Source organism: Brevundimonas staleyi (genome assembly GCF_041893865.1).
Taxonomy (GTDB): domain Bacteria; phylum Pseudomonadota; class Alphaproteobacteria; order Caulobacterales; family Caulobacteraceae; genus Brevundimonas; species Brevundimonas staleyi.
This window is the reverse complement of the sequence record NZ_CP169082.1, coordinates 1,461,276-1,488,244: the sequence shown is the minus strand read 5'-3', so window position 1 is coordinate 1,488,244 and position 26,969 is coordinate 1,461,276. Positions and strand designations below refer to the sequence as shown.

The window sequence follows — 26,969 nt, the reverse complement described above, 5'->3', positions numbered from 1 at the left end:
GAGAATAAATTCTCCATCCCTACTCGAGATCAGAACAGGCCGTTGCCCTTGGGCAGTTCGGCATAGCGGTTGACCCGCACCGCCATGATCAGGGCGAAGCCGATCATCACCGTCAGCATGGACGAGCCGCCGTAGGACAGCAGCGGCATCGGCACGCCCACGACCGGCGCCAGGCCCATGACCATCGCCCCGTTGATGAGGACGAACAGGGCGAAGAAGGCGACCATGCCGGACGAGGCGATCCGCCCGAAATGGCTGTGCGAAAGGGAGGCGATCCGCAGGGCGATCAGTATGATGGCCACGTAACAGATCAGGACCGTGAACGAGCCGACGAAGCCGAACTCCTCCGACAGGGTCGAGAAGATGAAGTCGGTCTGACGCTCGGGCAGGAACTCCAGCTGGCTCTGGCTGCCCAGACCGTAGCCGCGCCCCAGAAGGCCGCCGGAACCCAGGGCGATCTTGGACTGGATGATGTTGTAGCCGGTGCCCGACGGGTCGGATTCCGGGCTGAGGAAGGTCAGGACCCGGTTGCGCTGATAGTCGTGCATCACGAACATCACGAAGGGCGGGATGACGGCCACGGCCGCCGCGACGGCCGCCGCGATGATGCGCCAGCTCAGCCCCGCCAGGAACATCACCACCGCGCCGGTCAGGCCGATGATCATGGCCGAGCCCAGGTCCGGCTGTTTGGCGACGAGCAGGAAGGGCACGCCGATCATCCCGATGGGGAAGATCAGCTTCCAGTGCCAGCGCGCCTCCTTGGCGCTGTGGTCGTGGTACCAGCGGGCCAGGGCCAGGACGAGGCCGATCTTCATGAACTCGGCCGGCTGGATGCGGGTGAAGCCCAGGTTCAGCCAGTTCTTCGCCCCGCCGGCCGTATAGCCCAGGGGCGTGAACTCGATCATCAGGACGAGGACCAGAAGGACGCCGTACATCGGATAGGCGGCGCGGAACCACCACTTCAGATCGACCATCGACAGGCCCAGCATCAGCACCAGAAGGACGCAGAAGCGCACCAGGTGGTCCAGGGCCCAGGGCTGCCAGCTGCCGCCGGCGATGGAATACTGCATGGCGCAGCCGACGCCGGCCACGACGCACATCAGGCTGACCAGACGCCAGTCGATCTGGGACAGTTTGACCGAAAGGCGATCGCGTTCGCCGGGACGGGTCAGGGCGGAAGCGGTCATTGCGGACCCGGCTGATAGGGGCGCGGACCGGTCTCGGCGGTCGGAGCGGCGGGGGCGGCGGTCTCGGCGGGCGCCTGATCGATGGGGCCGTCTTCCGCCAGCGGCGTCGGCTCCGGGGCCTCCGCCTCGAACCCGGCGTGTTCGATACGGGCGCGGATCTCCGGGTCCTTCAGCAGGGTGGTTCGCATGACCTCACGCGCGCGCGGCGCGCCCGCCGTGCCGCCGCCCAGACCGCCGTGCTGGACGATGACGGAGATGGCGTAGCGAGGATTGTCGGTCGGGGCGTAGCAGATGAAGAGGTTGTGGTCCTTGTCCTGCCACGGACGGCCTGAGCCCTTGCGCGAGCCGGAGCCGTAGTTGCGGGCCTGGGCGGTGCCGGTCTTGCCCGCCATCCGCACGGGGCCGAGACCCAGCTGACTGTTGCGGAAGCCGGTGCCCCCGACGTCGGTCACGGCCTCCATGCCGTCGCGCATGACCTTGACCAGGTCGGCGTCGAACGGGAGGTCCTCGAAGGTGGCGGCGTGAGCCTGTTCCACCCCGCCGATCGACTTGATCAGGCGCGGCGTGACGGCCTTGCGTCCATTGGCGATGCGGGAGGTGTAGACCGCCAGCTGGAGCGCGTTGACGTTCAGCGCCCCCTGCCCGATCGAATAGCTGGGCGTCTCGCCCGGATACCATTTGCCGTCCCCGCGCACGGGATTGTCGCGACGCCATTTGGTGTCGGGCACCAGGCCGCGCTTCTGGCCGTCGATGCCGATGTCGAAGATCTGTCCCAGCCCCAGGTCGCGGGCCGACGCGGCGATGGCGTCCGGCCCCATCTCCACGCCCAGGGTCATGAAGTAGACGTTGCAGGAGGCCTTCAGGGCGTTGCGCATATCCAGCGAGCCGTGACGGCCGAGGCAGGCGAAGCGGCGCCCCAGGTAGTAGCCGCCGGTGCAGGTGATCCGCCGATCCGGGCTGACCCCGCGCCGCAAGGCCGCCAGTCCGACCGCCGGCTTGAAGGTCGAGCCGGGCGCGAAGGTGCCGTCGATCGCCTTGTCCGTCAGGGGACGGCGTTCGTAGTCCGCGAGCGCACGATAGGTGCGGGTCGGCACGCCCGAGACGAAAAGGTTGGGATCGAAGGACGGAGACGAGACCATGGCGAGGATGTCGCCGGTGCGCACGTCCATCACGACGCAGCTTCCGGCCTCCTCGCCGAAGACCTCAAGGGCGCGGTTCTGGATGTCGGCATCCAGCGTCAGGATCACCTCGGCGCCGGGCACGGCCGGGCGCGAGCCGCCGACATCCTCGGCCACCACCCGCCCGCGGGCGTCGACCTCGACCCGCTTGCCGCCGGCCTCGCCGCGCAGCTGGGCGTCCAGGGCCTTCTCCACCCCGGTGCGGCCGATGCGGAAGCCGGGGTTGAACATGATCTGGGGCGGTTGCTCGCCCCGGTCGCGGATGGCCTTGATGTCGCGGTCGGAGACCTTCGCCACATAGCCGATCACATGGGCGAAGGCGCCGGTGTGGGGGTAGTAGCGGGCCTCGTTCATGTCGGCCATGACGCCCGGCAGTTCGGGCGCGTAGATGTTGACCTTGGCGAACTCCTCCCAGGTCAGGTCGCTCTTGACCGGGACCGGGCTGAAGCGCGGCGCGGCGTTGACCTCGCGGATGATGGTGCGGCGACGGTCCAGGGTGTCGGGCAGGAGCCGGCCCAGGAGGTCCAGGGTCTGGTCCAGATCCTTGGTCTCGTCACGCACGACCAGGACGCGGAAGCTGGGACGGTTGCCGGCGATGACCACGCCGTTCCGGTCCAGGATGCGGCCGCGCGGAGGCGGGATCAGACGGAAGTTGAACTGGTTCAGGCTGGCGAGGGTCGTGTATTCCTGCGCCTGGACGACCTGCAGCTGGGCCAGACGAACGGTCAGGGCGGTCACGCCGATGGCCGTCAGACCGCCGACCACGAAGGTGCGGCGCAGGAACGAGCCCTGGCGCTCGTTCACGTCGGAGAAGAAGATCGAAGGTTCGCTGCTCATCGGAACCGCACGTCGCCGTCGTCGAACCGCTGGATCATCCAGTCGGCCGCAGGGAAAAGAAGCAGGGTCGGCACGACCTGCCCGATCAGGGACAGAAGGCTGGGCGCCCGGCCCGCCACCAGTGTGACGATCAGATACGCCACAACAAAGGCGCCCAGCGCGCAGACCGCGTACCAGGCGAACAGGATCTGGGTCTCCTGTCCGGCCAGCAGGTTCCGCGAGGCCAGGACGGCGCCGTAGACGCCCAGCAGGCACAGCGGCCACAGGCCCAGTGTCCCGCCCCAGAACATGTCGAGGAACAGGCCGAGGCCAAACAGGACCGCCGGCGCCGTCATGGAGGGCCGGATCAGGGGCCAGGCGAAGGCCAGGATCAGCGGCAGAACAGGCTCGGGCAGCTTCAGGCCGAACAGCTGGACCGGCGTGGCCAGGAGGACGGTCAGGGCGATGGCGGCGAGCGCGGGATAGAAGATGTACTGAACCGGCCCGACGACCCGGATGGCGACCGGGCGTCTCACTCGGCGGGCCTTGGCGCGGGCGTCGTGGCGACAGGCGCCGCCGGGGCGGGCGCGGCGGGGGTCGGCGCCGGGGTCTGACGCGCGGGCGGGGTCGCGGCGGCTGCGGCGCGATCGCGGCGGACCACGGCGTCGCCGATGGCGGCGGCGGCCTCGGCCGTCGGCAGAGGCGCGGCGCCCAGACCGGCCAGGGGCGGCGCGTTCAGGGCGTCCGGCGCGACCAGCTGGCCGAAGTCCTGGAACAGGAGGATGCGGACATAGTCGATGGCGCCCCGGTCGCTGAACAGCTTGACCCGCCAGGAGCCGTCGATGCCCTTGGCGGCGACGCCGATGGGCAGGCCGCGCGGGAAGCCGCCGCCGTCGCCGGACGACAGGATGCGGTCGCCGGCCTGAACCGAGCCGTGGCCGCGCACGAACTCCAGACGCGGATTGCCCGAACCGTCGCCGGTCAGCATGGCGCGCGCGTCGGTGCGGTCGATCAGGACCGGCGTGCGACTGGCCACGTCGGTCAGCAGCAGCATGCGGCTGACCCCGCCCGACGTGCCGACGACGCGACCGACCAGGCCGTCCTGGTTGATCACCGGATTGCCGACGCGCACGCCCTTGGAGGTTCCGGCGTCCAGCAGGCGGGCGTTGATGAAGGGGCCGCGCGATTCCGAGATCGAACGGGCGGTCGCCATGGCCACCGGCGGCTCGGTGCGCAGGCCCAGCATGGCCTCGTAGCGGCCGTTGACGTTCTTCAGCGCGATGGCCTGGTCGCGCCAGGGCCGCAGCTCTTCCAGCTCGGCGCGCAGGCGGCGGTTCTCCGACACGGCGAAGAAATATCCCTTCACATAGTCGGTGGCGTTGCCGGCCCAGCGGACGGGCCAGGCCAGGAGGCCGTTGACGGGTCCGGCGCCCGCGTCGAAGCCCGCGCGGACGGGGCCATAGCCGTCGCCGACGGTGTCATGGCGGCGGTCCGCCAGGATCATCACGATGGAGGCGATGATGGCGACCACGGTCACGACCGCGGCGGTCCACGCCAGCGGCACTTTCAGCGACTCGAACGGTCCGTCGCGAAACGCCACGGCCTAGCCTTCCAATAGAGAGAATCGGCGGGACGCCCCCCGCCGCTTTATGCAGCCTATCGCAAAATCCGGGCCACTTTGAAACCGGAGATTGGGCCGCAATCACAAGGATTTGCGGCCCAGCTTGATCCCGGCCCTAGAGCGCCGAGTCGAGCACGCCCTTCATCCAGCGCGGATGCTCCAGCACGCGGCCGCAGCCGATGGCCACGCACGACAGCGGATCGTCGGCGACCGAGACCGGCAGGCCGGTGTGATCGCGGATCTCGGCGTCCAGGCCGCGCAAGAGGGCGCCGCCGCCCGTCAGCATGATGCCCTTGTCGGCGATGTCGGCGGCCAGTTCCGGCGGGGTGGCTTCCAGGGCGACCTTCACGGCGTCGATGATCTGGGAGACCGGCTCGGCCAGGGCCTCGGCGGCCTGACGTTCCGAGATGCGGACCTCGCGCGGCACGCCCTGCATCAGGTCGCGGCCCTTGACCTCGATCGACAGGCCTTCGCCGTCGGCCGGGATGCGGGCGGTGCCGATGTCCTTCTTGATGCGCTCGGCGGTCGTCTCGCCGATCAGAAGGTTATGGTTGCGGCGCATGTAGGAGATGATCGAGTCGTCCATCTTGTCGCCGCCGACGCGGACCGAACGCGAATAGACGATGCCCGACAGGGACAGAACCGCGACTTCCGTCGTGCCGCCGCCGATGTCGACGACCATGGAGCCGGTCGGCTCGTGGATCGGCAGGCCGGCGCCGATCGCGGCGGCCATCGGCTCGTCGATCAAGCCCACGCGGCGGGCCGAGGCGTTCAGGCAGCTGTCGTTGATCGCGCGACGCTCGACCGCCGTGGCGCCCGAGGGGACGCAGACGATGATCTTGGGGTTCACGAAGCCCTTGCGGTTATGAACCTTGCGGATGAAGTGCTTGATCATCTCCTCGGCGACTTCGAAGTCGGCGATGACCCCGTCGCGCATCGGGCGGATGGCTTCCATGTGGCCGGGCGTGCGGCCCAGCATCTGCTTGGCCTCGATGCCGACGGCGTGGACGATCTTCCGTCCACCGACGTTCCTGAGGGCGACCACGGACGGTTCGTTCAGAACGATGCCCTTGCCCTTCATGTAGATCAGGGTGTTGGCGGTCCCGAGGTCCATCGCGATGTCATTCGAGATAGCGCCGAAGAGGGAAAAGCTCATGGGGGTCGAATACCGTTCGGTTGGGGCCTTCAAGGCGCTGCGTTTCGACCGGCTTCGGCGACGCCCCAACCCGATGCGTATCCCCATACACGACGGATTTTCTGATCGTCCTCGCCTGACCGGCTGTGCGCTCGTTTGCCCGCATGGAAAGGCGAATACAAGCCCCGATGCCGTCCGAATGCGACGCGTCGATCACGACCAAGTGACGGCCACGCTTGGGTTTCCGCGCGGTCAGGCGTTGGCCGGTCAGCGCCCGGAGGCCGATCGGTTCCGTGGCCGCCTCACTCGGCCGGTGGGACCACGCCGAATGCGTTGGCGCAGGTGTCCAACATCTGCCCCAACTGGTCGCCGCTGGCCCGGCCGATCATGTTTCGGGCGTAGGTCTCCTCGACCTCGCGCTTCTCGGCGTTGAAGGCTCCGCCGACAGCCTTCTGCTCCGCATCCTCGCTCGCCCGCGTCTCCAGCTGTGTCAGGGCGTCCCACATGGCCTGTTCGCTGGTGGTCTGGGGCGTGGTGTCGCCGAAATGCGTTTCGCGGCCCATTCTGGCGAGGGTCGCGCAGGTCCAGGATTCGCTGAACAACAGCTCGGATGCCTGCGACGTTTGCAAAGCAGCGGCGAAAACGAGGACGGCGATCATGACGAGTTCCTTGGACAGGAGCTCAAGATAACAACGATCTTCGGATTGTCACTCGGCGCGAAACGCCGTCAGTCCGGAGCGCCCGCCGCCCGTTCGCGCCGCTTCACGAGCTCGCGCACACCCAGCATCAGGCCCACGAAGACCACCGCCACGGCCGCCAGGATCAGGGAGGTCCAGACGCCGTCGCCGCTGACCGCCGCGACCACCGCCCCGCCGAAGAAGGCCACGAGCGCGGTCTTGGGAAGAACACCCAGGGCGCAGCCGGCGAGGAAGGCCGGAAAGGACGCACGGGTGGCGCCGAAGGCCATGTTGACGACGATGAAGGGGGCGGACGGGACGTTACGGATCATGAAGCTGGCGTAGAAGGCGTTCTTGCCGACGAACCGCTTCAGCCGGTCCATCGTCGATCCGCCGAACCGGTCCAGCATCCGTGCCGTCGGCCCCCGCCCCAGCCAGTAGGTGACGCCCGCCGAGGCCACCGTCGCCGCCCAGCTGTAGAAGAAGCCCAGCGACGGCCCGAAGGCGACGACGCAGGCCGCGATCAGGATGAACTGGGGCGCGCCGATGAAGGCGGCCACGACGAACAGGACCACGGTGGCGGCGAAGGCCCAGGGACTGCCGCGATACCCCTGCAGCCAGGCCTCCAGATTCTCCTCGGCCGCCAGTCCGAACTGGCTCTTGCCGAGCAGCAGCAGGCCCAGTGTCGCGCCCAGCAGCAGGGCCGCCGCCAGCGCGGTGCGCCAGCGTCGGGCCTCCATGTTCAGAATGAAGTCGAGGATGCGCTTCATGTGCGCGGCTTAGCACTCCGCCATCGACTTGCGAACGCACGAGCCGGAGGTTTGGTCTCGACGCCGGAGGCGCTAGCAAGGAAGCCATGACCCCGCAGGAACTCGACGTCATCGTCCGCGTCGCCGGCGCCACGCTGCTGATCTGGACGGCGATCCGGCTGCGGTCGGACGGTCGGCGCTATTTCGCGGCCCTGGCGATCTGTCTGTGCGGGTTCCTGGCGGGCAATACGCCGGATCCGACGCTCCAGATGTCGGGCCTGCTGGGCCGGATCGCGGTGATCGCGACGGGCTATGCGGCGGTCTTCCTGTGGTGGTGGTGTCTGGCGGTGTTCGACGCCCGGTTCCGGCCGAGGGGCGTGGTGCTGGGCGTCGGGGTGCTGTGGAGCGTGATCGCCAGCGCGGATCGCGGCCTGTTCGGGCCGGTCCTCGCGGAAAGAGGGCTGTCCTACGTCCTGCTGGCGCTCGGCCTGTTCATGATCGGGCATCTGGGGTGGCGGCTGCTGACCGATCGGGCGGACGACATGATCGACCAGCGCCGGAGGGCGCGGGCGGCCGTCGTGCTCGTGCTGGGCGGCCAGCTGCTGGTCGATGTCTGCGTGGACCTGACGCTCGGTCTGGAGTGGCAGCCGCGCTGGTTCTCGATCGTGCAGAACATGGCGATCCTGGGCTCCGTCGCCTGGATGCAGAGCCTCGATCTGACCAAGCGGCGTCCGGCCGAGGCCACGCCCCTGCCCGCTCCGCCCGTTTCCGATCCGCTCGCGGCGCGGCTGGCGCATCTGATGGAGGTCGAACGGCTCTATCTCGATCCTGGGCTGAGCTTCGCGGACGTGGTTCGGGCCATGGGTGTTCCGGAGCGGCAGGTGCGCGGCCTGATCCACCGGGAGGGCCATGACCATTTCCGCAGCTTCCTGAACGCCCGACGGGTGGCCGAGGCGCGGCGGCGACTGGCGGACCCGGCGCACCGTTCCGAGAAGCTGATCGCCATCGCCTTCGATTGCGGCTTCGCCTCCCTGGCCTCGTTCAACCGCGCGTTCCGGGACTTCGAAGGTCGGACGCCCAGCGCCTTCCGCGCCGAGGCCTTGGGCGAAACCCGTCCCGCGCCGGGTTCCGAGGAACGATCCGCCGGGTTCTGAGGAGCCGACCGCCCTGCGAACAGCCACAGTCACGGCTTCTCGAACAACGGAGCGTGACGGGTGAACGGACTGATCGGTATCGCGGGGGTGGTGGTCCTCCTCCTGATCGTGGGCGGCGTGGTCGGACTGGTGCGACGGGACAAGTTCTCGCCGGGATGGCTGGTCGTGGCGGCGGGGCTGGTCGTGCTGAACGATCTTCTGCTGACCAATGCCTATGGGCTGCTGCCCGTCCTGCCGTCCGGCGACTGGAACTGGCAGGGCAAGGCGCTGGCCCTGACCGCGACGCTGGCGATCGCCGCCCTGCCCATGTTCGGCTGGCGCGACTGCGGCTTCACCCTGCATCAGGCGCCCGGCAGTCTGAAGGCCGCCCTGCCCGTCGCCCTGCTCTATGTCGCGCTCTTCGTGGGACTGGGGCTGGCCTTCCCAAACGAACCGGCCTCGGTCGAGACCCTGGCCTTCCAGCTGACCATGCCGGGGCTGGAGGAGGAGTTCTTCTATCGCGGCCTTCTGCTGGTGGTCCTGATGCGCGCCTTCACGGGCCGGGTCCGGTTCCTGGGCGTCGAGTGGGGTTGGGGCGCGCTTCTGTCCTGCATGCTGTTCGGGCTGGCCCATGCGTTCGGGTTCTCGCGCGGCGCCTTCCAGTTCGATGCGATGACCATGGCCCTGACGGCCCTGCCGTCGCTGATCGCGGTCTGGCTGGCCTTGCGGACGCGCAGCGTGCTGTTGCCGGTGCTCCTGCACAACTTCGGTAACGCGATTACATTGATGCTCTGACGGTGTTTGATCCGCCTTTCGCATCTGCGTAAGAGACAACGCCGCTCTCCCCGGGAATCGTCATGTCGCAACTGCAGTCCACCGCCCTCGCCCGCGTTCAGCCGTCCGCCACCCTGGCCGTGACCGCGAAAGCCCGCGAGCTGAAGCGCGCCGGTCGCGATGTGATCGGCCTGGGCGCCGGCGAGCCGGACTTCGACACGCCGGAGAACATCAAGGCCGCCGCCATCGCCGCCATCCAGCGCGGCGAGACCAAATATACGGACGTCGACGGCACGCCCGAGCTGAAGGCCGCCATCGTGGCCAAGTTCGAGCGCGAGAACGGCCTGACCTATACGGCTGCGCAAATCCACGTCGCCTCGGGCGGCAAGCCGGTGATCTACAATGCGCTCGTGGCCACGTTGAACGCGGGCGACGAGGTCGTCGTGCCGGCGCCCTACTGGGTGTCCTACCCCGACATGGTCCTGCTGGCGGGTGGCGAGCCCGTCTTCGTGACCGGCGAGGAAGCCGACGGCTTCAAGCTGCGTCCCGAGGTGCTGGAGGCCGCGATCACGCCGCGCACCAAGTGGCTGATCCTGAACTCGCCGTCGAACCCGACGGGCGCGGCCTATACGAAGGCGGAGCTGGAGGCCCTGGCCGATGTCCTGCGTCGTCACCCGCAGGTCTGGGTCCTGACCGACGACATGTACGAGCACCTGACCTACGGCGACTTCGAATATACGACGATCGCCCAGGTGGTGCCGGACCTCTACGACCGCACCCTGACCGTCAACGGCGTGTCCAAGGCCTATGCCATGACCGGCTGGCGCATCGGCTATGCGGGCGGCCCGAAGCCCCTGATCGACCTGATGCGGAAGGTCGCCAGCCAGACGACGTCGAACCCGTCCTCGATCTCTCAGGCGGCGGCGGTCGAGGCCCTGAACGGGCCGCAGGACTTCATCGCCGAGCGCGGCCAGGCCTTCGAACGCCGGCGGGACCTAGTCGTGTCGATGCTGAACCAGGCGACGGGCATCCGCTGCCCCAATCCGGAAGGCGCCTTCTACGTCTATCCGTCGATCGAGGGACTGATCGGCAAGACGACCGAGGGCGGGGTGGTCATCGACACCGACGAGACCTTCGCGTCGGCCCTCCTGGAGGCCGAGGGCGTGGCCGTGGTGCATGGGGAGGCCTTCGGCCTGAGCCCCTATTTCCGCATCAGCTACGCGACCTCGGAGAGCGTGCTGGAGGAGGCCTGCAGCCGTATCCAGCGGTTCACGGCGAGCTTGCGTTAATCCAAGGTCCGGATACGGTCGTATTTCCTGTGTACGCGAGGCGACTCAACGCCTCGGGCATTGGAAGGAAACGCCGAATGGAAGACGTGCGCCCCCGGGCCGCCTTCACCGTCAACGCCACCAGTGTGACCGCCTTCGCGGTCGCAGGGGCCATCAGCGCGCTGATCTGGTACGAGCTGGGCGAACTCTTGTTCTACCTGCTCTGAGCCGGATCAGGTCGCGCGGCTGACGGCGAAATCGGCCAGGCCTTCGAGCGCGTCGCGCCACGGGCCGGCCAGCAGGACCTGAAGCGAGGCCTTGGCCGCGTCGGCATAGTCGGCCGCCGCATCCAAAGTGGACGTCAGGGCCCCCGTGCCGATGATCAGTTCCCGCGCACGGCGGAAGTCGTCCTCGGTCCGCTCGCCCTTGTTGATCGTGCGTTCCCAGAAGGCGTCCTCGCGGCCGCGCGTGCGGGCCACGGCCAGCAGCAGCGGCAGGGTCGCCTTGCCTTCGCGGAAGTCGTCGCCCGCGTTCTTGCCCAGGGTCTCGGACGAGCCGCCGTAGTCCAGGGCGTCATCGGCCAGCTGGAAGGCCAGACCCAGGTTCAGGCCGAAAGCACGCAGCGCCGCCGTGGTCTTCTCGTCCGCACTGACGCCCACGGCGCCGGATTCCGCGGCGGCGGCGAACAGCTCGGCGGTCTTGGCCGAGATGATGCGCAGATAGGTTTCCTGATCCAGGTTCAGGTCGTGAGCGCGGGTCAGCTGCAGCACTTCCCCCTGCGCGATGACGCTGGAGGCCTGGGCCAGGATGCCCAGGGCACGCAGTTGGCCCGTCTCGACCATCAGTTCGAAGGCCCGGGCGAACAGGAAGTCGCCGACCAGGACGCTGGTGGCCGAACCCCAGATCAGATGGGCCGCGACCTTGCCGCGACGACGTTCCGACCCGTCCACGACGTCGTCGTGCAGCAGGGTGGCGGTATGGATGAACTCGACCGAGGCGGCCAGCTTCATCGCGCCCGCCAGATCGACCTCGGTCGAGGCGGAGGTGGCGGCGCGGGCGGCGGCGATGGTCAGAAGCGGACGCAGGCGTTTGCCGCCCGCCGCGATGATGTGCTCGGCCAGCAGCGGAATGACCGGTACCGGCGACTGCATGCGATCGACGATCAGCGCATCGACAGCGGCCATGTCGGCCTTGGCCAGAGCGGCCAGGGCCTCCACGTCGCCCTGGGGCCGGGGGGCCTTGGCGCGGGGAGCGGTCAAAGTGACGGCATCCAACGGAAAACTCTCTCAAAAATCACGATGCGCGGGGGAGATCGCATCGCACAGGCATCGCGGCGGCTTGCGGCGTCGCGTTCGGGCGGACAATGGTGACCGCGCCATGAAGGGTCAAGCCGCGTGACCGTCGCATCGTCATCACTCCCCGCGCCGAACTCGCTCCTGAATGGAAAGGTCCGGCTGATTCAGCCTGCGGACGGCTATCGCGCGGGCATGGACGCCGCCCTTCTGGCCGCCGCCGTGCCCGCCAGGCCGGGCGAACGGGTGCTGGAGGCCGGATGCGGGGTCGGCGCGGTCCTGACCCAGATCGCGGCGAGACGGCCGGGCGTTTTCCTGACCGGGGTGGAGCGGGACCCCGTCGCGGCGGAGCTGGCGGGCGAAAACGCGGCGCTGAACGGCCTGTCGGAGCGGATGGAGGCGATCAATGCGGATATCGCCGGAGGATTCGCCGCTCTGGATCGTCCCCGATTCGACTGGGCCCTCTCCAATCCACCCTTCTTCGACGACGAGGCGGCGCTGCGGGCGCCGTCGCCGGCCAAGCGCGGGGCCTGGATCGCCGACGACGGACTGGCGGTCTGGACCCGGTTCCTGACCGACGGGGTGCGGGACGGCGGGCGAATCGTCGTGATCCACCGGGCGGATCGGCTGGCCGACCTGCTGGGGCTGCTGGGCGAGAAATGCGGCTCGTTCGCCATCCGGCCGGTGCAGCCCTTCGCCGACGCGCCGGCCAAGCGGGTGCTGGTCCACGCGATCCGGTCGGGGAAGGCGCCGCTGAGGCTGTTGCCGGCGCTGGTGCTGCACGACCGATCGGGGGCCAAACATGCGCCCGAGGCCGAGGCCATCCTGCGCGGCGAAGCGGCTCTGGAGTGGTGAGGCGATTGCGAGCGGCGCTGTAACCGGTTACGCCCGACGAACTTCGGGAGATCCTATGCACCGCCGATCCTTCCTTACGCGGACCGCAGCCTTCGCCTCCGTTCCGGCCTCTGGATGTGCGACCAACGTTCCCGGCCCTCGCGTGGGCGCGGATGCCGAGGCGGCACTGACGGCGACGCTGAACACAGCGGTGGATCTGGACGGCGCGCCGGGTCTGTCGTTCGGCGCGACGAGGGCGGGACGCTACCTCGCGATCGGCGGCAAGGGGCGCAGAGGCCCGGACGACGCCGCCACGCCCGATGCCGACACGGTGTTCGAGATCGGCTCCCTGACCAAGACGTTCACAGCCGGCCTGATCTTCGAGCTGGAGGCCGAGGGGCGGCTCGAGACCTCCGGGACCATCGGCGCCTATGTGCCCGATCTGCCTGAGGCGTGGCGCGCGCGGACGCTGGCCAGCCTGCTGAGCCACACCTCCGGCCTGCCGGAATATCTGGACGCCGGGAATTTCATGGACCTTATGCCGCGCGACCTGACGCCTCGGGATCTGATCGCCCTGGCCGCCGGAAAGCCGGTCGATTTCGAGCCCGGCGCTCGACACGCCTACAACAACACCGGCTTCGTCCTGCTGGGCATGGCCGCCGAGGCCGTCGGCGGCGCACCCTACTGGGAACAGATCGAAACGCGGTTCCTGCGGCCTGCGGGCATGATGCGAACGGGGCCGCGCGGACGCCTGCAACTGGACGCGAACCACGCCGGCGGCCGGTTCTGGAATGGGGAGATATGGAACGATCATCCGCCGATCAGCGCGGCTGGATCCACCTTTTCCGCCGGCGGCCTTCTCTCGACCGCCCGGGACCTGACCCACTGGGCGATCGCCATCGATCATGGCGTCGTTCTTACTCCGCACGCCCGCCGACAGATGTGGCGGCCAGCCTACCTCGCCGATGGGACGCCTGCGGGCTGGGGCCATGGCTGGGTCGTGGAGCGGGACGACGAGGGCCACGTCATCGTCGCCCATGGCGGCGGCACGGCCGGCTTTTCCTGCTGGTTCCGTCGGGACATCGACGCCGAACTGACCACCGTGGTCCTGACCAATCAGAACGGGCGAGCCGATCCGCTGACGATGACCGAGCAACTGCTGGCGCGGCTGACCTGACCCTCGGCGCCTTCTCCGGCGCGCCTCGACGAGCTATGCCACCCGCCATGTCCCTGCGCCCGCTCTTCGTCACCCAGGTCTACGAGGCCTCCCTCGCCGAGGTTCGCGGCTTCGACGACTTCAACGCCGAACTGGCCGAGGCCTGCCGCATGCTGGCGGAAGAGGATGGGGCCGGTCGCGCCTGGTGCAAGGCGCACAACTACAAGGGCTACACCTCCTACGGCTCGCTGAACGACCTGCCGCTGCGGTTGCCGGAGTTCGCGGAGCTGAAGAAGCATCTGGACCGCCACGCCCTGGCCTATGCCCGCGCGCTGAACTTCGACCTGGCGAGGAAGCCCCGGCTGGACACGATGTGGGTCAATATCCTGAAGCCCGGCGGCGGCCATTCGGGCCATATCCACCCCCACGCCTTCCTGTCCGGCACGGTCTATGTCGAGGTTCCGGACGGCGCCTCGGCCCTGAAGCTGGAAGACCCGCGCCTGGCCATGATGATGGCCCGGCCCACCGTCCTGGCCGATGCGCCCGAGGCGGAACAGCCCTTCGTCTATCTGGCCCCGAAGGCGGGGACGGTGCTGATGTGGGAAAGCTGGCTGAGGCACGAGGTGCCGATGAACGCGGCCAGGGCCGAGCGCATCTCGATCAGCTTCAACTACGCCTGACGCTTTAGGTCTGGGTCAGGGGCGCCCAGGCCGCCCTCGCTGACGAGGTTCGAGACCTGGCCCCTCGTCGAGTGCTAATGCCGATCAGGCGGTCTGCTTCGCGGAAGCGAGCGCGATTGGCACCGCATAGATGTCCGTCGTCGTCCCACCGAGGGTCGCCGAAAGGGTCGCCCCCGCATCCAGCAAGGTCTTCGACAGAGCGTCGGCGCGGTCCCGACTGAGCCGGACGTCAGGCCCCACAAGGCTAAGCGCGCCGACCAGAAGGTTGCCCTGCCCGATGATCGGAACCGACATCGAGGCGACATGAGGCGTGGTCGCGCCGGACGTATAGCACGGCAGAGCTGGCAGCTCCGGTTTCGCCTCGGGCCATTTCTCGAACAGCCGCAGGATTTCGGCGCTTGCGGCGCCGTCCATTGGCCTGGACATCCCCGGTTGAACCTCAACGCGGAGGGTGCTCGGCGAGCTCACCCGATAGAGGCAAAGCCGCTCCGCTCCATGGCGCACATAGAACGTCGCAGTCTCGCCGGTACGGTGAGCCAGATCGGCGAGAACCGGCTGGATATGCCGGCCGAGATCGATGGACTCCTGGTAGATCGAGTTGAGCCGCACCACCTCGCTGCCGATCTGGTAACGACCGTCCGGCAGGCGCACCACGAGGTTGAAGGCCTCCAGCGAAGCCACCAGCCGCAGAATGGTGCTCTTCACCAGGCCCGTTCGCTCGGAAAGCTCGATCAGCCCCAGGGCATCGTCGCCGGTCCTGAAGGCGGTCAACACCTCCAGGGCTCGCTCCGCTGCAGCGACACCCGCCGCCGCCGGTCTGGTCTTGGGTTTGGCCGCCATCCTGCTCCTCGAATCCTCCTCAAGCTGTAGTCGGAGGACGCTTGGGAAGGAAGGGCTAGAGCCCCTCGCAGTTCAACGCCGTGAGCGCTGCGTCCACCCAGGCCCGCGGATTCTCGCCGCGCCGGATCTTCTCCATCTGCGCGGTCTCGGCCGCATGCTTGGCGCTGGCCGCTGCATGGATCGCCTCCGCGTCGCCCAAGGGCACACAGATCAGTCCGTCGTCATCGCCGACCAGAATGTCGCCCGGATGAACCACCATCCCGTCGATCGCGATCGGCACATTCACCTCGCCCGGCCCGTCCTTGTAGGGGCCCCGATGGGTGACGCCGCAGGCGAAGAGCGGGAAGCTGCCCGCCCGGATGGCCGCTGCATCGCGGATCGCGCCATGGATGACGATGCCGCCCAGGCCACGGTACTCCGCATGGGCCACCATGAGCTCGCCGATCAGGGCGTTGGTCAGGTCGCCTGCCGCGTCCACGATGACGACGTCGCCAGGCAAGGCCAGATCGATGGCCTTGTGAAGCATCAGATTGTCACCCGGGCGGGCCTTCACCGTGACTGCGGGTCCGGCGAGGACGCCGCCCCCATGCATCGGGCGCAGCGACGCCCCGCCTGCGGTCATCCGGGACATGGCGTCACTGAGGTTGGCCACCGGGAGCGTCGCCAGGCGGGCGACGAGGTCGCCTTCCGGGCGGGGGCCCATGGGAAGAATGCGGAAGCCGATGGCCATGAAATCTCTCTTTGGAAAAAGGGGGCCGGCGACGCGGGAATGGGGGGAAGGTCCCACGCCGCCGGCAGGCTTCCGGGGAGGAAGTTCAGAAGTCGAGCCGGACGCCCACGCGGAACATCCGTCCGAAGGTGTCGTACAGCCCGGTGTTGGTCGCCACGGGGATGGAGCCGTCGCCCGGTGCGTAGGGCGGATCCTTGTCGAGGATGTTCTTCACATTGAGGTAGACCTCGACCCCGGCCGGCCCGACCTGGTCGAACCGGTAGGAGACCTGACCGTCGAGATAGGCCTGTGACTCGATGTGCTGCAGGTCGACGGCCGAGGCGTCCTTGGTGTTGTCGTACTTCCCGCCGCCGATGTAGCGGACCTGGGCGAAGGCGTTCCAGGGTCCCAGGTCGAAGTTGGCCTGCACATTGGCCCGCCAGTGGGGATTGGCGCTGATCCCCACTTCGCCCGCGCGGTCGATGGACGGCGATCCGGGCGTCGTGGTGGCCAGCTCGTCGACATAGGCCACGACCGTGCGCAGGTTCAGGTTCGCTCCGCTGTCCGTCCAGGCGTCCATCGGGACGCGATAGGAGGCCTCGAAGTCCACGCCGCTCGTGACGAGGGTCGACAGATTGATCGGATAGGCGAGCAGGCCCGTCAGATTGCCGGCGCCGTCTCTCTGGGTCAGCGAGCAGGCCAGAGGATTGCCGGAGAAGCACTGATCGACGGTCTGCTGGCCCGTCAGGGTGCCGATCGCGTCGTTGATCTTGATGTCGTAGTAGTCGACCGAGAGGCTCAAGCCCGGGACCGCAGCCGGCGTGAACACCGCGCCGATCGTCAGGGTGTCGGCCTCTTCCGGCTGCAGGCTGGCGTTGCCGCTGTTGGTGACGAAGATGCCCGACAGTCGGACATTGTTCTTGAACGGATCGGTCACCGTCACCGTGTTGGTCCGACCTGTCGTGAACAGTTCGCTCAGGTTGGGCGCGCGGATGTCGCGCGACCGGGTCGCCCGGAAACGCAGGTCTTCGACTGGTGTATAGCTCAGCCCCAGCTTCCAGGTCGTGACCTGGCCGCTGGTGCTGTAGTCCGTGTAGCGGGCGGCGGCGTTGACCTCGAGTTCACGGGCCAGGGGCAGGTCGCGCAGCAGCGGCGCGACCACCTCCACATAACCTTCCTTCACATCGTACTCGCCGGCCCACGGCTGCGGGTTCCCGAACAGGAAGGCGCCCGAACGGGACAGGGCGTCGACGGTCAGAACGGCTTGCTCCTTGCGGTACTCCGCGCCGGTGGCGAAGGAGATCGGCCCGGCCCAGCCCTCGAAGAGGTCACCGGCGAGGTTGATGGCGACGACGTCTTCGGTGAACTCGGAATCGGTCGTGCTGGTCCCGCGGGTGTAGGCCAGGGCCGCAGCCGACGGCGATCCCTCGCCGAAGACGTTGAACGGCTGGCAGCCGTTGGTCGGATCCGTCAGGGTCGAACGGCAGACGATCTGTCCCGCGCCGTTGCGCACCGCATCCACGGCCCGGGTGAAGTTGGCGGTGATCTCGTTGTTCAGGATGTCGGTCTGCTGACGCGTCCGGCCGTGCTGGTAGTAGCCGTCCAGCTTCAAGCCGGAGCCGAGGTCCGCGTTGAACCCGGCGACGTAACGATCGGTCTCGGTATCGACGGCCACGTCCGTCAGTCCGCCCTCGGCCGAGTAGCGCAGCATGGTCAGCGAGCTGACGCTCGGGTTGAGGTCCAGCTGGGCACGAAGAGCCGTCGGGATGTAGGCGTTGTCACGCCGGATGGTGATCGGGTTGGTCGTCTGGTGACGGTTGATCGAGGTCGAGTATTGGGTCGCGGTTCGACCATAGGAGGCCTCGGCGAACAGTTTGACGGCCTCCGTCAGCTGGAAGTCGGCGTGACCGAAGAAGGCGGAGCGTTCGAGAGGACGATTGATCTCCTGGAACAGCGAGCTGTCGACGCCGTCGCCGCCGATCTGCTGGGTCGCGGTCGTGTAGGAGCCGAAGCTGTAGGGCAGGACCGTGCCGCCGGGGCCGAACTGAAGGCCGCGGAAGCTGGCGTTCTGGGCGGCCGTGCCGCCCGTTCCGCCGGTGATCAGGCCGCCGTAGGTGCCGATGACCCGGACGTCGGACGCCGAGATCAGCGCCGGGCCGCCGGCTGGTCCATTGATCAGGTTGGAGCCGCGGCGCGCCCATTCGCGCTCGCCTTCGAGGATCCCCGCGTTGTCGTAGTATTCGGCGCTTCCGGTCAGATGCAGCCGATCATCGAGGAAGCCTCGTCCGCCCGTGACGATGAGGCGGTTCTCGATGTTGTCGCCCTCCCCGGCCACGCCGTAGGAGGCTTCCACCTTCAGGCCGTCGAACTTGGTGTCGAGCACGAAGTTGACCACCCCAGCGACAGCGTCCGAGCCATAGGCGGCGGAAGCGCCACCCGTGACGACGTCCACGCGTTGCATGAGGCCGGACGGCAGCAGGTTCACATCGACCGTGCCGGTCTGGCTGGCGGCGACGAAGCGGCGGCCGTCCAACAGGGTCAGGGTGCGCACGCCGCCCAGGTTCCGCAGATTGAGGAAGGCCTGGCCGCCGCCCTGGGTGCCGCTGGCGCGCTGGGGGCCGGTTGTCGCCGACAGGGCCGGCAGGGAGCGCATCGCCTCCGCGATCGTGGACGGTGCGGATTTCTCGAGCTGCTCATTGCTCAGCACGGTCACCGGGGTCGGCGTTGTGAAACCGCTGCGTCCGACCCGAGAGCCGGTGACGACGATCTCGTCGATCTCCGACACCTGATCGGCGGCCGGGTCTGCGGCGGCCTGCGGGTCCAGAGCGGCGCCGGGCGCAGTTTGCGCGAAGGCGGGAGACGCCAGGGCCAGAAGGCTGCTGGTCGCCAGAAGGCAGAGGCGGGCATAGCGCGCGGGGCGCGCCGAAACGGCGTTGGTGCTCATCGATCACTCCCTAAGCCACGGCCGTTTTCGGCTCGCGTTCGATGGCCCGTTGGTCGGGCTGCAACCGGACACAAGCATGCGCCTCAAATTGTCGCAACACAATTTCGAAACGTCATTCTATTTTCTTGCTCGTCGATCCATCCGGCGATACACGGGATCAAGCGCCGCGATCGACGGCGTATGGGCAGGAACCGAAGACCTTGTGGAACGCACTCATCGCAGGCCCCGACCTGCCGGCCGCGACGACAGCCCTGGCGGCTCAACGCGGGCTCACGCTGACGCCGCTCAAGGCCTACGCCTCGCCTGACGAGATGATCGCGGCCGCCAACGCCATTCAGGCCGACGCCATCGTCGTGCGCATGGGCCGGATCACGCCTGAGGTGATCGACGGCATCCCCTCCCTGAAGGTGATCGCCAAGAACGGTGTCGGCGTGGACGGAATCGACCTCGCCGCCGCTTCAGCTCGCGGCATCCCGGTCTTGATCGCAGGCGGCGCGAACGCCCAGTCGGTCGCCGAGCACGCTCTGGCGTTGCTGATGAGCGTCGCCCGCTCGACGGCGTATCTCGACGCGCGCATGCGCCAGGGCCATTGGGACAAGGGCACCCACACCGGCTACGAGCTGCGCGGAAAGTCGCTCGGCGTCATTGGCCTGGGCAACATCGGCCGCGCCTTCCTGGATCTTCTCGCGCCCTTCCGGATGACGGTCCAGCTCCATGATCCGTTCATGGCGGATGCCGACATGCCGGAGGGCGTCAGCCGGGCCGAAAGCGTCGATGCGCTTCTCTCCGCCAGCGACATCGTCAGCCTGCATTGCCCGCTCACCGACCAGACCCGAGGCATGATCAGCGCACAGCGCCTTTCGCGGATGAAACCCCACGCCCTGCTTATCAACACGGCTCGAGGCGAGTTGATCGACCAGACCGCCCTCATCGACGCCTTGCAAAGCGGCAGGATCGGCGGCGCCGGACTGGACACCTTCTCGCCCGAGCCCCCGGCGGCCGACAGCCTGCTGTGGACCCTGCCGAACCTCGTCGCCACGCCGCACATCGGCGCCAACACTCACGATGCAAAGGCCCGGATGGGCGAGAGCGTCGTCCAACAGATCGCGGATTACCTGGAAAGCCGGTCGCTCGACCGGCGAAACCTCGCTAACGCCGAATCCATCGCCGCCTGAGGCGATCACCGCCGCGGAGCCGCCCGAAGAGACGGCCCGTCGCACAGGGAGTGAACCATGACTGCGCCTGACGTCACCACTGCGTCCGATCTCGAGAAGCGCACAATGCGCAAGGTCACCTGGCGGCTCATGCCGTTCCTGATGGCCTGCTATCTGATGGCGTTCATCGATCGCACGAACATCGGCATGGCCTCATTGCAGATGAACGAGGACATCGGACTGACCCCCGCCGTGTTCGGCTTCGGCGCCAGTCTGTTCTTCATTTCCTACTTCATCTTCGAAGTGCCCAGCAATCTGATGCTCCAGAAGTTCGGGGCGCGGATGTGGATCGCCCGCATCATGGTGACCTGGGGTCTGGTCTCGGCGGGCATGGCCTTCGTCTGGAACCAGCATTCCTTCTTCGTGATGCGCTTCCTGCTTGGGGCGGCGGAAGCCGGCTTCTTCCCCGGCGTGATCCTGTATCTGACCTACTGGCTGCCGCCGGCCTATCGCGGACGCATGCTGGCGCTCTTCGCCGTCGCCATCCCGGTCTCCAGCTTCATTGGCTCGCCCCTGTCCGGCGCCCTCCTCAAGCTCGACGGTCTGGGCGGCCTGTACGGCTGGCAGTGGTTGTTCATCCTCGAGGGCCTGCCGACGGTTCTCCTCGGAATCGCCTGCCTCAAGGTCCTCACCGACAAGCCGGCCCAGGCGTCCTGGCTGGACGACGAGGAAAAGGCCTGGCTGCAGGGTCAGATTTCGCAGGCCTCGGCGCTGGCCAAGGTCAGCCACGCCTCGCCGTGGGCGCTTTTCCGCAGCGCCCCCTTCTGGGCCCTGGTCATCGCCTGCTGCGGCGCCTCCGCCGCCGGAAGCACCCTCGGCGTCTGGCAACCGATGCTGCTCAAGACCTTCGGACTCACCGATCTTCAGACCGGCTTGATCAACGCCATCCCCTACGGCGTCGCCGCCACCGCCATGGTCCTGTGGGGCCGCCACTCCGACAAGACCGGCGAACGCGCCTGGCACACCGCCATCCCGCTGTTGCTGATCGCCGTCGGCGCCCTGGGCACCTTCATTGTCGGCGGCCTCCTGCCGACAGTCATTCTCCTGACCTTCGTGCTGATCGGCGCCTACTGCTTCAAGGGGCCGTTCTGGAGCATGGCGTCCGGTTGGCTTTCGACCGGAACCGCGGCCGCCGGCATTGCGGGGATCAACGCCACGTCCAACCTGATCGGCGGCGGACTGATGGTGAACGTCTACGGCCAGATCAACGACCGTACGGGCAGCCATCTGCTGGCGCTGATTCCCCTCGCCTGCCTGACTGTCCTCAGCGCCCTGGCCATCCTCTGGGTCGCGCGGGTCGGGGCCAGATCGGCGCCTGCGACCTGATCGCTCACGACTGCGGGTGAAACAACGCCGCCTCCGACCGAAGGTCGGGGGCGGAAACGCATCACTCGTCAGGCTTTGACGCCCGTCTTCCATCACCAGCATCCAGACGGGCTGGTTTTGCTCCTCCTGCCTCAAGGGAAGGGCTCATGGCCTTCTCGAACAGTCCCCCATAGTGCGGAACGTGTCGCATTGCCGGGTGAGCCCCGATACGCATTATTCGACAGTCAGTGGGGAATCGATTGTTGCCCTGGTATCTGCGCCAACTCGGCATCGGCCTGGCGGTCATATGGATGATCACGCTTCAGGGCTTTGCTGTGCTCGAGGCGGAGCACGGCCTTGAACATGCTCGCCCGCTCCAGGGCGCATTCGCCGCGCAGAGTGTCCTTGGAGATCACGGCTACAGGGCCGGCGACCATGGACTCTATCAGACCGACGCCGACTCTTCGGCCATCGGTCCAAGCGACGCTGAAGGGTCAGTTTCCGAAGAGGGTCGTTCGCCGATGACGCACCATCATCATGGCGGCGCGGACTTCTCCCTCACGCTTTTCTCCCTCCCGGACGCGACCCAGGGTGGCGGACACGGCCCCGAGCGCCGTGTTCCAACCCCGGATTTTCGACGCCCAGGCACAGTGCCTGAAAGCCCACTCGACCCTCCAAGACAGCACGCTTGATCACCTGAGACGATGATCCTGAGCGGTCTCTCGACCGTTCGCATGCTGTTGGAGAAGACCCTTGAACATCCTGAAGGCTGGCGGGCCCGCGCGCCGGCCAATAGCCCTGGCCGACCCGGCCAGATCGGTTTTTCCGGACCGATTGCCGGCTTTGACAAGTATCCGCTTCTGGCTTGCCCTGGGCGTCGTCCTCTTTCACTATCAGCTGAATATCGTCGCCGAAGGCGAGCAGGGTTTGGCGCTGATCGAGCGCGCTCGCCTGGCTGTCGACTTCTTCTTTATCCTGTCCGGGTTCGTGCTGGCTCACGCCTACGGCTCTCAGGTCGAGGACGGCTCCTACAGTCATCGGCGCTTCCTCATCGCCCGGCTCGCGCGGATCTACCCTGCTCATCTGGCCATGCTCGGTCTCATGCTGCTGATCGTCTTGACCGCCTTGTTGTCGGGGCAGCCTTTCGACATCGAGAGCTACGGTCCAGAGGGCTTTCTGTCGGCGCTTTTCCTTACGCATGCCTGGATCCCCAGTCTCGCTCCGAACGAGTGGAACGGACCCTCTTGGTCCCTGTCAGCCGAGTGGGCGGCCTACCTTGCCTTTCCGATCTTCGCCTGGGCTGGATTGAAGGTGAGACGGAACCCCTGGATCGTCACAGGTGTGGCGGCCACGCTCTTCCTGGGCTTGGACGCCTTCTATCGCTGGCGCTTTGGCGACCTTCTCACCCACGCCGAACTGAACTTCGGTGTGCTCCGGATCGTGCCGGAGTTCCTTCTGGGCGTGGGCCTTTACCGGCTGGGCGAGCGGCTCCGGTGGTCTCGGGGGATGACAGTGGCTATGGCCACAGGGTCGATCGCTGCCTTGATCGGACTGATGTCTGTCGGCGCCGACGAACGTCTGATCGTCTTCTCCGCCAGCCTGGTGATCCTAAGTCTTGCAATGCTGGCGCGGACGCAAGCCGATCAAGTTTTCGCTCACCCCTGGCTTCTGGAAGCCGGAGAAGCCTCCTACGCTCTCTACCTGGTCCATCTGCCACTCCTGATCCTTTGGAAAAACGGGATGGCGCTCTTCACGGGGATCGACAGCAGCTACCGCATGTCATTTCCTGAGGCAGGCGTTCTGCTGCTTCTGACCCTCGCCTGCGCCTTCGCACTTCACGCCTTCGTCGAGCGGCCCGCCCGTCGCTGGATCAGAAAGCGGTTCCTTTTTTCCGACGCGGTCCGTTGAGCCGAGGACCGCCGACCGTGAGGTCCTGAACGCCGGTCTATTCGTGTGCATTCCGTGGGGTGCGTGCGCTAGGGTCGTCATCCGTCGATCGGCGCTCGCGCCGGACGTCACCGCTGCGCGGCTGCTGAGATCGGAGCCGGCTTCGCATGGTCGTGCGGCCCGAACTGCAACTGATCCCTCGCCAGGAAAAGAATCCCGAACACGAGCGCGCACACCCCCGCCATGATGCCGGCCATGATCCGCCCGGCCTGCCCCTTGCCGCCCAGCCGATAGGTCATGGCGGTGAGGAGCGTCATGATGACGCCGAAGGAGAGAAACACCGGAATGCGATAGGTCGCCGCTATCGGCACGGCGAGACAGAGGACGATCAGGGCTGCGACGAGGCTGGCTCCGATGGCGATCAGGGTGTCCTCGACAGGGCGAAACGGTCCCTCCTTGCGTATCCGAGCCCGCGATCGAGGCTTGTAGCGTCCTGGGCGCCATCGCGGCGCCGTACTTCGGATCGGGGATCGTTTCCCGCCCATGGCTCAGCCTCCAGGAGCCGCTGGCCGCGACGCCCGGTTCGCAAGCCAGACGCGCATGCGGACGATCTCCGCCTCCTGGGTGCGGATGATCTCTTGCGCCAGTCCTTTGACCTCGGGGTCTGTTCCCTGGTCGAGTGCGATCCGCGCCATGGCGACCGCCCCTTCATGGTGAGCGATCATCCCGCGCATGAAGTCGACGTCGGCGTCGCCGCTGTAGTCGATGTTCATGGCGGCGTGCATCCGTTCGTTCGCCTCCTTGAATGAGCGGGTGGCGGGGCTGTCCGCGACGACGTCGGCATGGCCTGCATGCTGGTCGATCGGCCGCGCATCGACGGGGACCGCCTGCGGCGCGGGTCGCCCCTGTCGCGAGAGCATGCCGAACCCGAACGCCGAGATCAGCAGGAAGGCGGCGATGACGCCGACCCAACCGAGACGTTTCATGGGGATTTCCTCTTGCTTGTGGGCGCCCGATCAGTCGGCGCTGCGGGGCCCACGCCAGGCCAGCAGGCGCAGCGCGTTGAACACGACGAGCAGGGTCGAGCCCTCGTGGACAGCGACCGCCGGTCCGATGCCGAGGCCCATGATCGTCGCGGGCACCAGGAAGGCGACGACGCCGAGGCTGACGAACAGATTCTGGCGGATGATGCGGCGGGTCTGGCGGCTCAGCCCCACGGTGAAGGGCAGCTTGGACAGATCGTCCGCCATCAGGGCGACATCGGCCGTCTCCAGGGCCACGTCCGACCCGGCCGCGCCCATGGCGACGCCGACGGTCGCGGTGGCCATGGCGGGAGCGTCATTGACCCCGTCGCCGACCATGGCGACCTTGGCTTCGCCCCGCAGCTTCTTGATGGCTTCGACCTTGTCCTCAGGCATCAGGTCGCCCCAGGCCTCGGTCAGTCCGACCTGGCCGGCGACGGCCTGGGCGGCTTTCTGATGATCGCCGGAGATCATGATCATCCGCCGGATGCCGAGGGCTCGAAGCGCCGTCAGCGTCTCCCGCGCCTTCGCCCGAGGCGTATCAAGCAGGCCGATCACGCCGAGATCCTTGGCTCCGCGACGCACCACCATCAGCGTCCGCCCCTGGTTGCGCAGAGTGGCCACCGCGATTTCCGCGTCGGGGCTCAAGGGCGCGATATCGGCGTCGCCGAACATTTCGGGCTTTCCGATCCAGATGTCCTGATCGTCCAGTCGCGCTGAGACGCCCTTCCCCGTCAGACTGCGCAAATCCGACGCTGTCCGAACCGGAGCCGCGACGAGCCGCTGGCTGCCGTCTCGCACGATCGCCTCGGCCAGGGGGTGATCGCTGAGCCGCTCGACCGCCACGGCGATCTCCAGCAACTCGCTCTCGGTCGTCGGGCCGAAGGGAACGACGTCGGTGATCTTGGGCCGCCCCTCGGTCAGGGTGCCGGTCTTGTCGAAGGCGATGGCGTCGAGCGCACCGAGGTTCTCCAGCGGAGCGCCGCCCTTGACCAGGACGCCGGCCCGAGCCGCACGGGCCACGCCGGAGAGGACCGCGCTGGGCGTGGCGATCGCCAAGGCGCAGGGGCTCGCCGCCACCAGCACCGCCATGGCCCGATAGAAGCTGTCACGGAACGGCTCATCGACCACGACCCAGGCGAACAGCAGAACGAACGCCAGGGCCAGCACCAGAGGTACGAAGACCCGCTCGAAGCGGTCGGTGAACCGCTGGGTCGGCGACTTCTGGGTCTCGGCCTCGCTGACCATCCGCACGACCTTGGCGAGCGTCGTGTCGCTGGACCGCCGCGTCGTCTCGATCTCGATCGCGCCGCCGCCGTTGATGGTCCCGGCGAAGACCACCGACTCCGCTGGCGGCGCCGCCGGCCTTGTCCGGGCCTCCTCGGGGTTCGAGACCGGCTGCTTGTCGACCGGAATGCTTTCCCCCGTGACCGGCGCCTGGTTGACGCTGGACGTGCCTTTCACGACGAAGCCGTCGGCCGGAAGGCGCTCGTTGGGTCGAACGACCACCAGGTCGCCAACCTCCAGCTCCTCGACCGGGATTTCCACGATCTGATCTCCACGCCGAACACGGGCTGTTCGGGGAGCCAGGGCCGCCAGGGCCTCGATCGCCTTCTTGGCCCGGCCCATGGCGTAGTGCTCGAGCGCATGACCGAGGCTGAACAGGAACAGCAGCAGTGCGCCTTCCGCCCAGGCCCCGAGCGCCGCGGCGCCGGCGGCCGCGACCAGCATGAGTGTGTCGATCTCGAAACGCCGCCGCCGCAGGTTGCCGATCGCCTCGCCGACGGTGAACCAGCCGCCCAGCGCATAGGCGATGAGAAAGAGGCCGAAGGGCAGCCATTCCGGCAGTCCCGGAACGAACTTCTCGATCAGCGTGCCGATCCCAAGCGCGACGCCGCTGCCGAGGGCGAAGAACAGTTCGGTGTTCGGGCCCAGAAACCCGCCATGCCCGTGGTCGTGTCCATCGCCCTCTGAGTGGCCATGGCCGTGACCGTCGCCATCGGAATGACCATGATCGTGCCCATCGTCCGGACCATGGCCGGAGGTGTCTTCGGGTGCGGCGGCCCCCTGCGGCTTCGCGGCGATCGCAGTCGCAGGGCCCTCGCCCGCCAAGGCAAGCCCGTGGGACGCAAGGCGCTCGATCAGCCTTTCGCGACTGGTGACCTCTCGGTCGAACTCAAGTCGGAGTGCGCCGGCCGGATCCAGCACAGCCTCGATCACTCCGGCTTCGTCGCCGAGGGCAGCCGCCAGTGTGCGGGCATGGCGTGCGTGCCGGACGCCATCGACCCGCCCGACCAGATGGCCGAAGCGTTCGCTGACTTCGGCGCCGGCCTGGCGCGCGCGTCGACGCACCTGGGCCAGAGACAGCTGGTCCGGATCATAGTGGATGCAAATTTCCGCGCCCTGCTCGCCCTCGGCGACATGCGCCTGGGTCACGCCCGGCTCCACGCGCAGGAGAGCGATGAGGCGGCCCACGCATCCGTCCTGTGCATCGGGCGCGTGGGGCAGGAGGACGGGGATGTTGAGGCGAATGGTCTTGGACATGATC

The 26,969-nt window shown here is 67.7% G+C and carries 25 protein-coding genes; 10 read left to right on the top strand and 15 right to left on the bottom strand.

Annotated features, from left to right (window positions below; all coding sequences use genetic code 11):
• Positions 1 to 29: 29 nt before the first annotated feature.
• The 7 genes from rodA to ACETK8_RS07435 all read right to left on the bottom strand — a co-directional run bounded on the left by rodA (position 30) and on the right by ACETK8_RS07435 (position 7,384).
• A complete protein-coding gene (gene rodA / locus ACETK8_RS07465; protein ID WP_374038876.1) occupies positions 30 to 1,187 on the bottom strand; it encodes a rod shape-determining protein RodA in 1,158 nt (385 codons plus the stop codon).
• A complete protein-coding gene (gene mrdA, locus ACETK8_RS07460; RefSeq protein ID WP_374038875.1) occupies positions 1,184 to 3,202 on the bottom strand; it encodes a penicillin-binding protein 2 in 2,019 nt (672 codons plus the stop codon). Before mrdA ends, rodA begins: the two co-directional genes overlap by 4 nt.
• Positions 3,199 to 3,717: a hypothetical protein gene (locus ACETK8_RS07455; protein WP_374038874.1), complete on the bottom strand. Its 519-nt coding sequence runs from the start codon at positions 3,715 to 3,717 to the stop codon at positions 3,199 to 3,201. The genes mrdA and ACETK8_RS07455 overlap by 4 nt, the downstream gene beginning before the upstream one ends.
• Complete coding sequence (mreC, locus tag ACETK8_RS07450) at positions 3,714 to 4,781, bottom strand: rod shape-determining protein MreC (protein WP_374038873.1); 1,068 nt, start codon at positions 4,779 to 4,781, stop codon at positions 3,714 to 3,716. Before mreC ends, ACETK8_RS07455 begins: the two co-directional genes overlap by 4 nt.
• 136 nt (positions 4,782 to 4,917) lie before the next feature.
• Complete coding sequence (locus ACETK8_RS07445) at positions 4,918 to 5,958, bottom strand: rod shape-determining protein (protein WP_013269710.1); 1,041 nt, start codon at positions 5,956 to 5,958, stop codon at positions 4,918 to 4,920.
• A 281-nt stretch (positions 5,959 to 6,239) separates the two neighbouring features.
• Complete coding sequence (locus ACETK8_RS07440; RefSeq protein ID WP_374038872.1) at positions 6,240 to 6,596, bottom strand: hypothetical protein; 357 nt, start codon at positions 6,594 to 6,596, stop codon at positions 6,240 to 6,242.
• A gap of 68 nt (positions 6,597 to 6,664) precedes the next feature.
• A complete protein-coding gene (locus ACETK8_RS07435; protein ID WP_374038871.1) occupies positions 6,665 to 7,384 on the bottom strand; it encodes a TVP38/TMEM64 family protein in 720 nt (239 codons plus the stop codon).
• Between the two features lie 86 nt (positions 7,385 to 7,470).
• On the opposite strand from ACETK8_RS07435, the gene ACETK8_RS07430 reads away from it, so the two are divergent.
• The 4 genes from ACETK8_RS07430 (at position 7,471) to ACETK8_RS07415 (ending at position 10,765) form a co-directional block, all read left to right on the top strand.
• Positions 7,471 to 8,517, top strand: coding sequence for a helix-turn-helix domain-containing protein (locus ACETK8_RS07430; RefSeq protein WP_374038870.1), 1,047 nt, complete (start codon positions 7,471 to 7,473; stop codon positions 8,515 to 8,517).
• A gap of 60 nt (positions 8,518 to 8,577) precedes the next feature.
• A complete protein-coding gene (locus ACETK8_RS07425; protein WP_374038869.1) occupies positions 8,578 to 9,291 on the top strand; it encodes a CPBP family intramembrane glutamic endopeptidase, BDIM_20840 family in 714 nt (237 codons plus the stop codon).
• Positions 9,292 to 9,353: 62 nt separating this feature from the next.
• Positions 9,354 to 10,559, top strand: coding sequence for a pyridoxal phosphate-dependent aminotransferase (locus tag ACETK8_RS07420; RefSeq protein WP_374038868.1), 1,206 nt, complete (start codon positions 9,354 to 9,356; stop codon positions 10,557 to 10,559).
• Positions 10,560 to 10,636: 77 nt separating this feature from the next.
• Entirely contained in the window at positions 10,637 to 10,765 is a 129-nt protein-coding gene (locus ACETK8_RS07415; RefSeq protein ID WP_374038867.1) for a hypothetical protein, read from the top strand.
• Positions 10,766 to 10,771: 6 nt separating this feature from the next.
• Here ACETK8_RS07415 and ACETK8_RS07410 read toward each other — a convergent pair whose 3' ends face one another.
• Complete coding sequence (locus ACETK8_RS07410) at positions 10,772 to 11,797, bottom strand: polyprenyl synthetase family protein (protein ID WP_374038866.1); 1,026 nt, start codon at positions 11,795 to 11,797, stop codon at positions 10,772 to 10,774.
• 228 nt (positions 11,798 to 12,025) lie between these two features.
• Between ACETK8_RS07410 and ACETK8_RS07405 the strand changes: the two genes are divergently transcribed.
• From ACETK8_RS07405 to ACETK8_RS07395, 3 genes are all read left to right on the top strand, one after another.
• A complete protein-coding gene (locus ACETK8_RS07405) occupies positions 12,026 to 12,685 on the top strand; it encodes a tRNA1(Val) (adenine(37)-N6)-methyltransferase (RefSeq protein WP_374038865.1) in 660 nt (219 codons plus the stop codon).
• A 142-nt stretch (positions 12,686 to 12,827) separates the two neighbouring features.
• Positions 12,828 to 13,841 (top strand): serine hydrolase domain-containing protein, encoded by a 1,014-nt coding sequence (locus ACETK8_RS07400; protein ID WP_374038864.1) that lies wholly within the window; start codon positions 12,828 to 12,830, stop codon positions 13,839 to 13,841.
• A 47-nt stretch (positions 13,842 to 13,888) separates the two neighbouring features.
• On the top strand, positions 13,889 to 14,500 hold the full coding sequence (locus ACETK8_RS07395) for a TIGR02466 family protein (protein ID WP_374038863.1): 612 nt from the start codon (positions 13,889 to 13,891) through the stop codon (positions 14,498 to 14,500).
• Positions 14,501 to 14,584: 84 nt separating this feature from the next.
• Here the strand turns inward: ACETK8_RS07395 and ACETK8_RS07390 are convergent, their stop codons facing one another.
• The 3 genes from ACETK8_RS07390 to ACETK8_RS07380 all read right to left on the bottom strand — a co-directional run bounded on the left by ACETK8_RS07390 (position 14,585) and on the right by ACETK8_RS07380 (position 18,993).
• Positions 14,585 to 15,340: an IclR family transcriptional regulator gene (locus ACETK8_RS07390; protein WP_374038862.1), complete on the bottom strand. Its 756-nt coding sequence runs from the start codon at positions 15,338 to 15,340 to the stop codon at positions 14,585 to 14,587.
• Positions 15,341 to 15,395: 55 nt separating this feature from the next.
• On the bottom strand, positions 15,396 to 16,070 hold the full coding sequence (locus ACETK8_RS07385) for an RraA family protein (RefSeq protein WP_374038861.1): 675 nt from the start codon (positions 16,068 to 16,070) through the stop codon (positions 15,396 to 15,398).
• Positions 16,071 to 16,155: 85 nt separating this feature from the next.
• Positions 16,156 to 18,993 carry a TonB-dependent receptor plug domain-containing protein gene (locus ACETK8_RS07380; protein ID WP_374038860.1) on the bottom strand — a complete coding sequence of 946 codons (2,838 nt, stop codon included), beginning with the start codon at positions 18,991 to 18,993 and terminating at the stop codon, positions 16,156 to 16,158.
• Positions 18,994 to 19,193: 200 nt separating this feature from the next.
• Between ACETK8_RS07380 and ACETK8_RS07375 the strand changes: the two genes are divergently transcribed.
• Together ACETK8_RS07375 and ACETK8_RS07370 are read left to right on the top strand one after the other, a co-directional pair.
• Complete coding sequence (locus ACETK8_RS07375; protein WP_374038859.1) at positions 19,194 to 20,168, top strand: hydroxyacid dehydrogenase; 975 nt, start codon at positions 19,194 to 19,196, stop codon at positions 20,166 to 20,168.
• 57 nt (positions 20,169 to 20,225) lie between these two features.
• Positions 20,226 to 21,533 (top strand): MFS transporter, encoded by a 1,308-nt coding sequence (locus ACETK8_RS07370; protein WP_374038858.1) that lies wholly within the window; start codon positions 20,226 to 20,228, stop codon positions 21,531 to 21,533.
• Between the two features lie 224 nt (positions 21,534 to 21,757).
• Here ACETK8_RS07370 and ACETK8_RS07365 read toward each other — a convergent pair whose 3' ends face one another.
• Positions 21,758 to 21,949, bottom strand: coding sequence for a hypothetical protein (locus tag ACETK8_RS07365; RefSeq protein ID WP_374038857.1), 192 nt, complete (start codon positions 21,947 to 21,949; stop codon positions 21,758 to 21,760).
• Positions 21,950 to 22,265: 316 nt separating this feature from the next.
• Between ACETK8_RS07365 and ACETK8_RS07360 the strand changes: the two genes are divergently transcribed.
• Positions 22,266 to 23,420 carry an acyltransferase family protein gene (locus ACETK8_RS07360; RefSeq protein ID WP_374038856.1) on the top strand — a complete coding sequence of 385 codons (1,155 nt, stop codon included), beginning with the start codon at positions 22,266 to 22,268 and terminating at the stop codon, positions 23,418 to 23,420.
• 107 nt (positions 23,421 to 23,527) lie between these two features.
• On the opposite strand, the gene ACETK8_RS07355 is transcribed toward ACETK8_RS07360, so the two are convergent.
• Genes ACETK8_RS07355 through ACETK8_RS07345 form a run of 3 tightly spaced genes read right to left on the bottom strand, consistent with a single transcriptional unit; the run spans position 23,528 to position 26,965 of the window.
• Complete coding sequence (locus ACETK8_RS07355; RefSeq protein WP_374038855.1) at positions 23,528 to 23,944, bottom strand: hypothetical protein; 417 nt, start codon at positions 23,942 to 23,944, stop codon at positions 23,528 to 23,530.
• Positions 23,945 to 23,947: 3 nt separating this feature from the next.
• Entirely contained in the window at positions 23,948 to 24,385 is a 438-nt protein-coding gene (gene copM, locus ACETK8_RS07350) for a CopM family metallochaperone (protein WP_374038854.1), read from the bottom strand.
• Positions 24,386 to 24,415: 30 nt separating this feature from the next.
• Positions 24,416 to 26,965, bottom strand: a complete 2,550-nt coding sequence (locus ACETK8_RS07345) for a heavy metal translocating P-type ATPase (RefSeq protein ID WP_374038853.1) — start codon at positions 26,963 to 26,965, stop codon at positions 24,416 to 24,418.
• Positions 26,966 to 26,969: the final 4 nt, after the last annotated feature.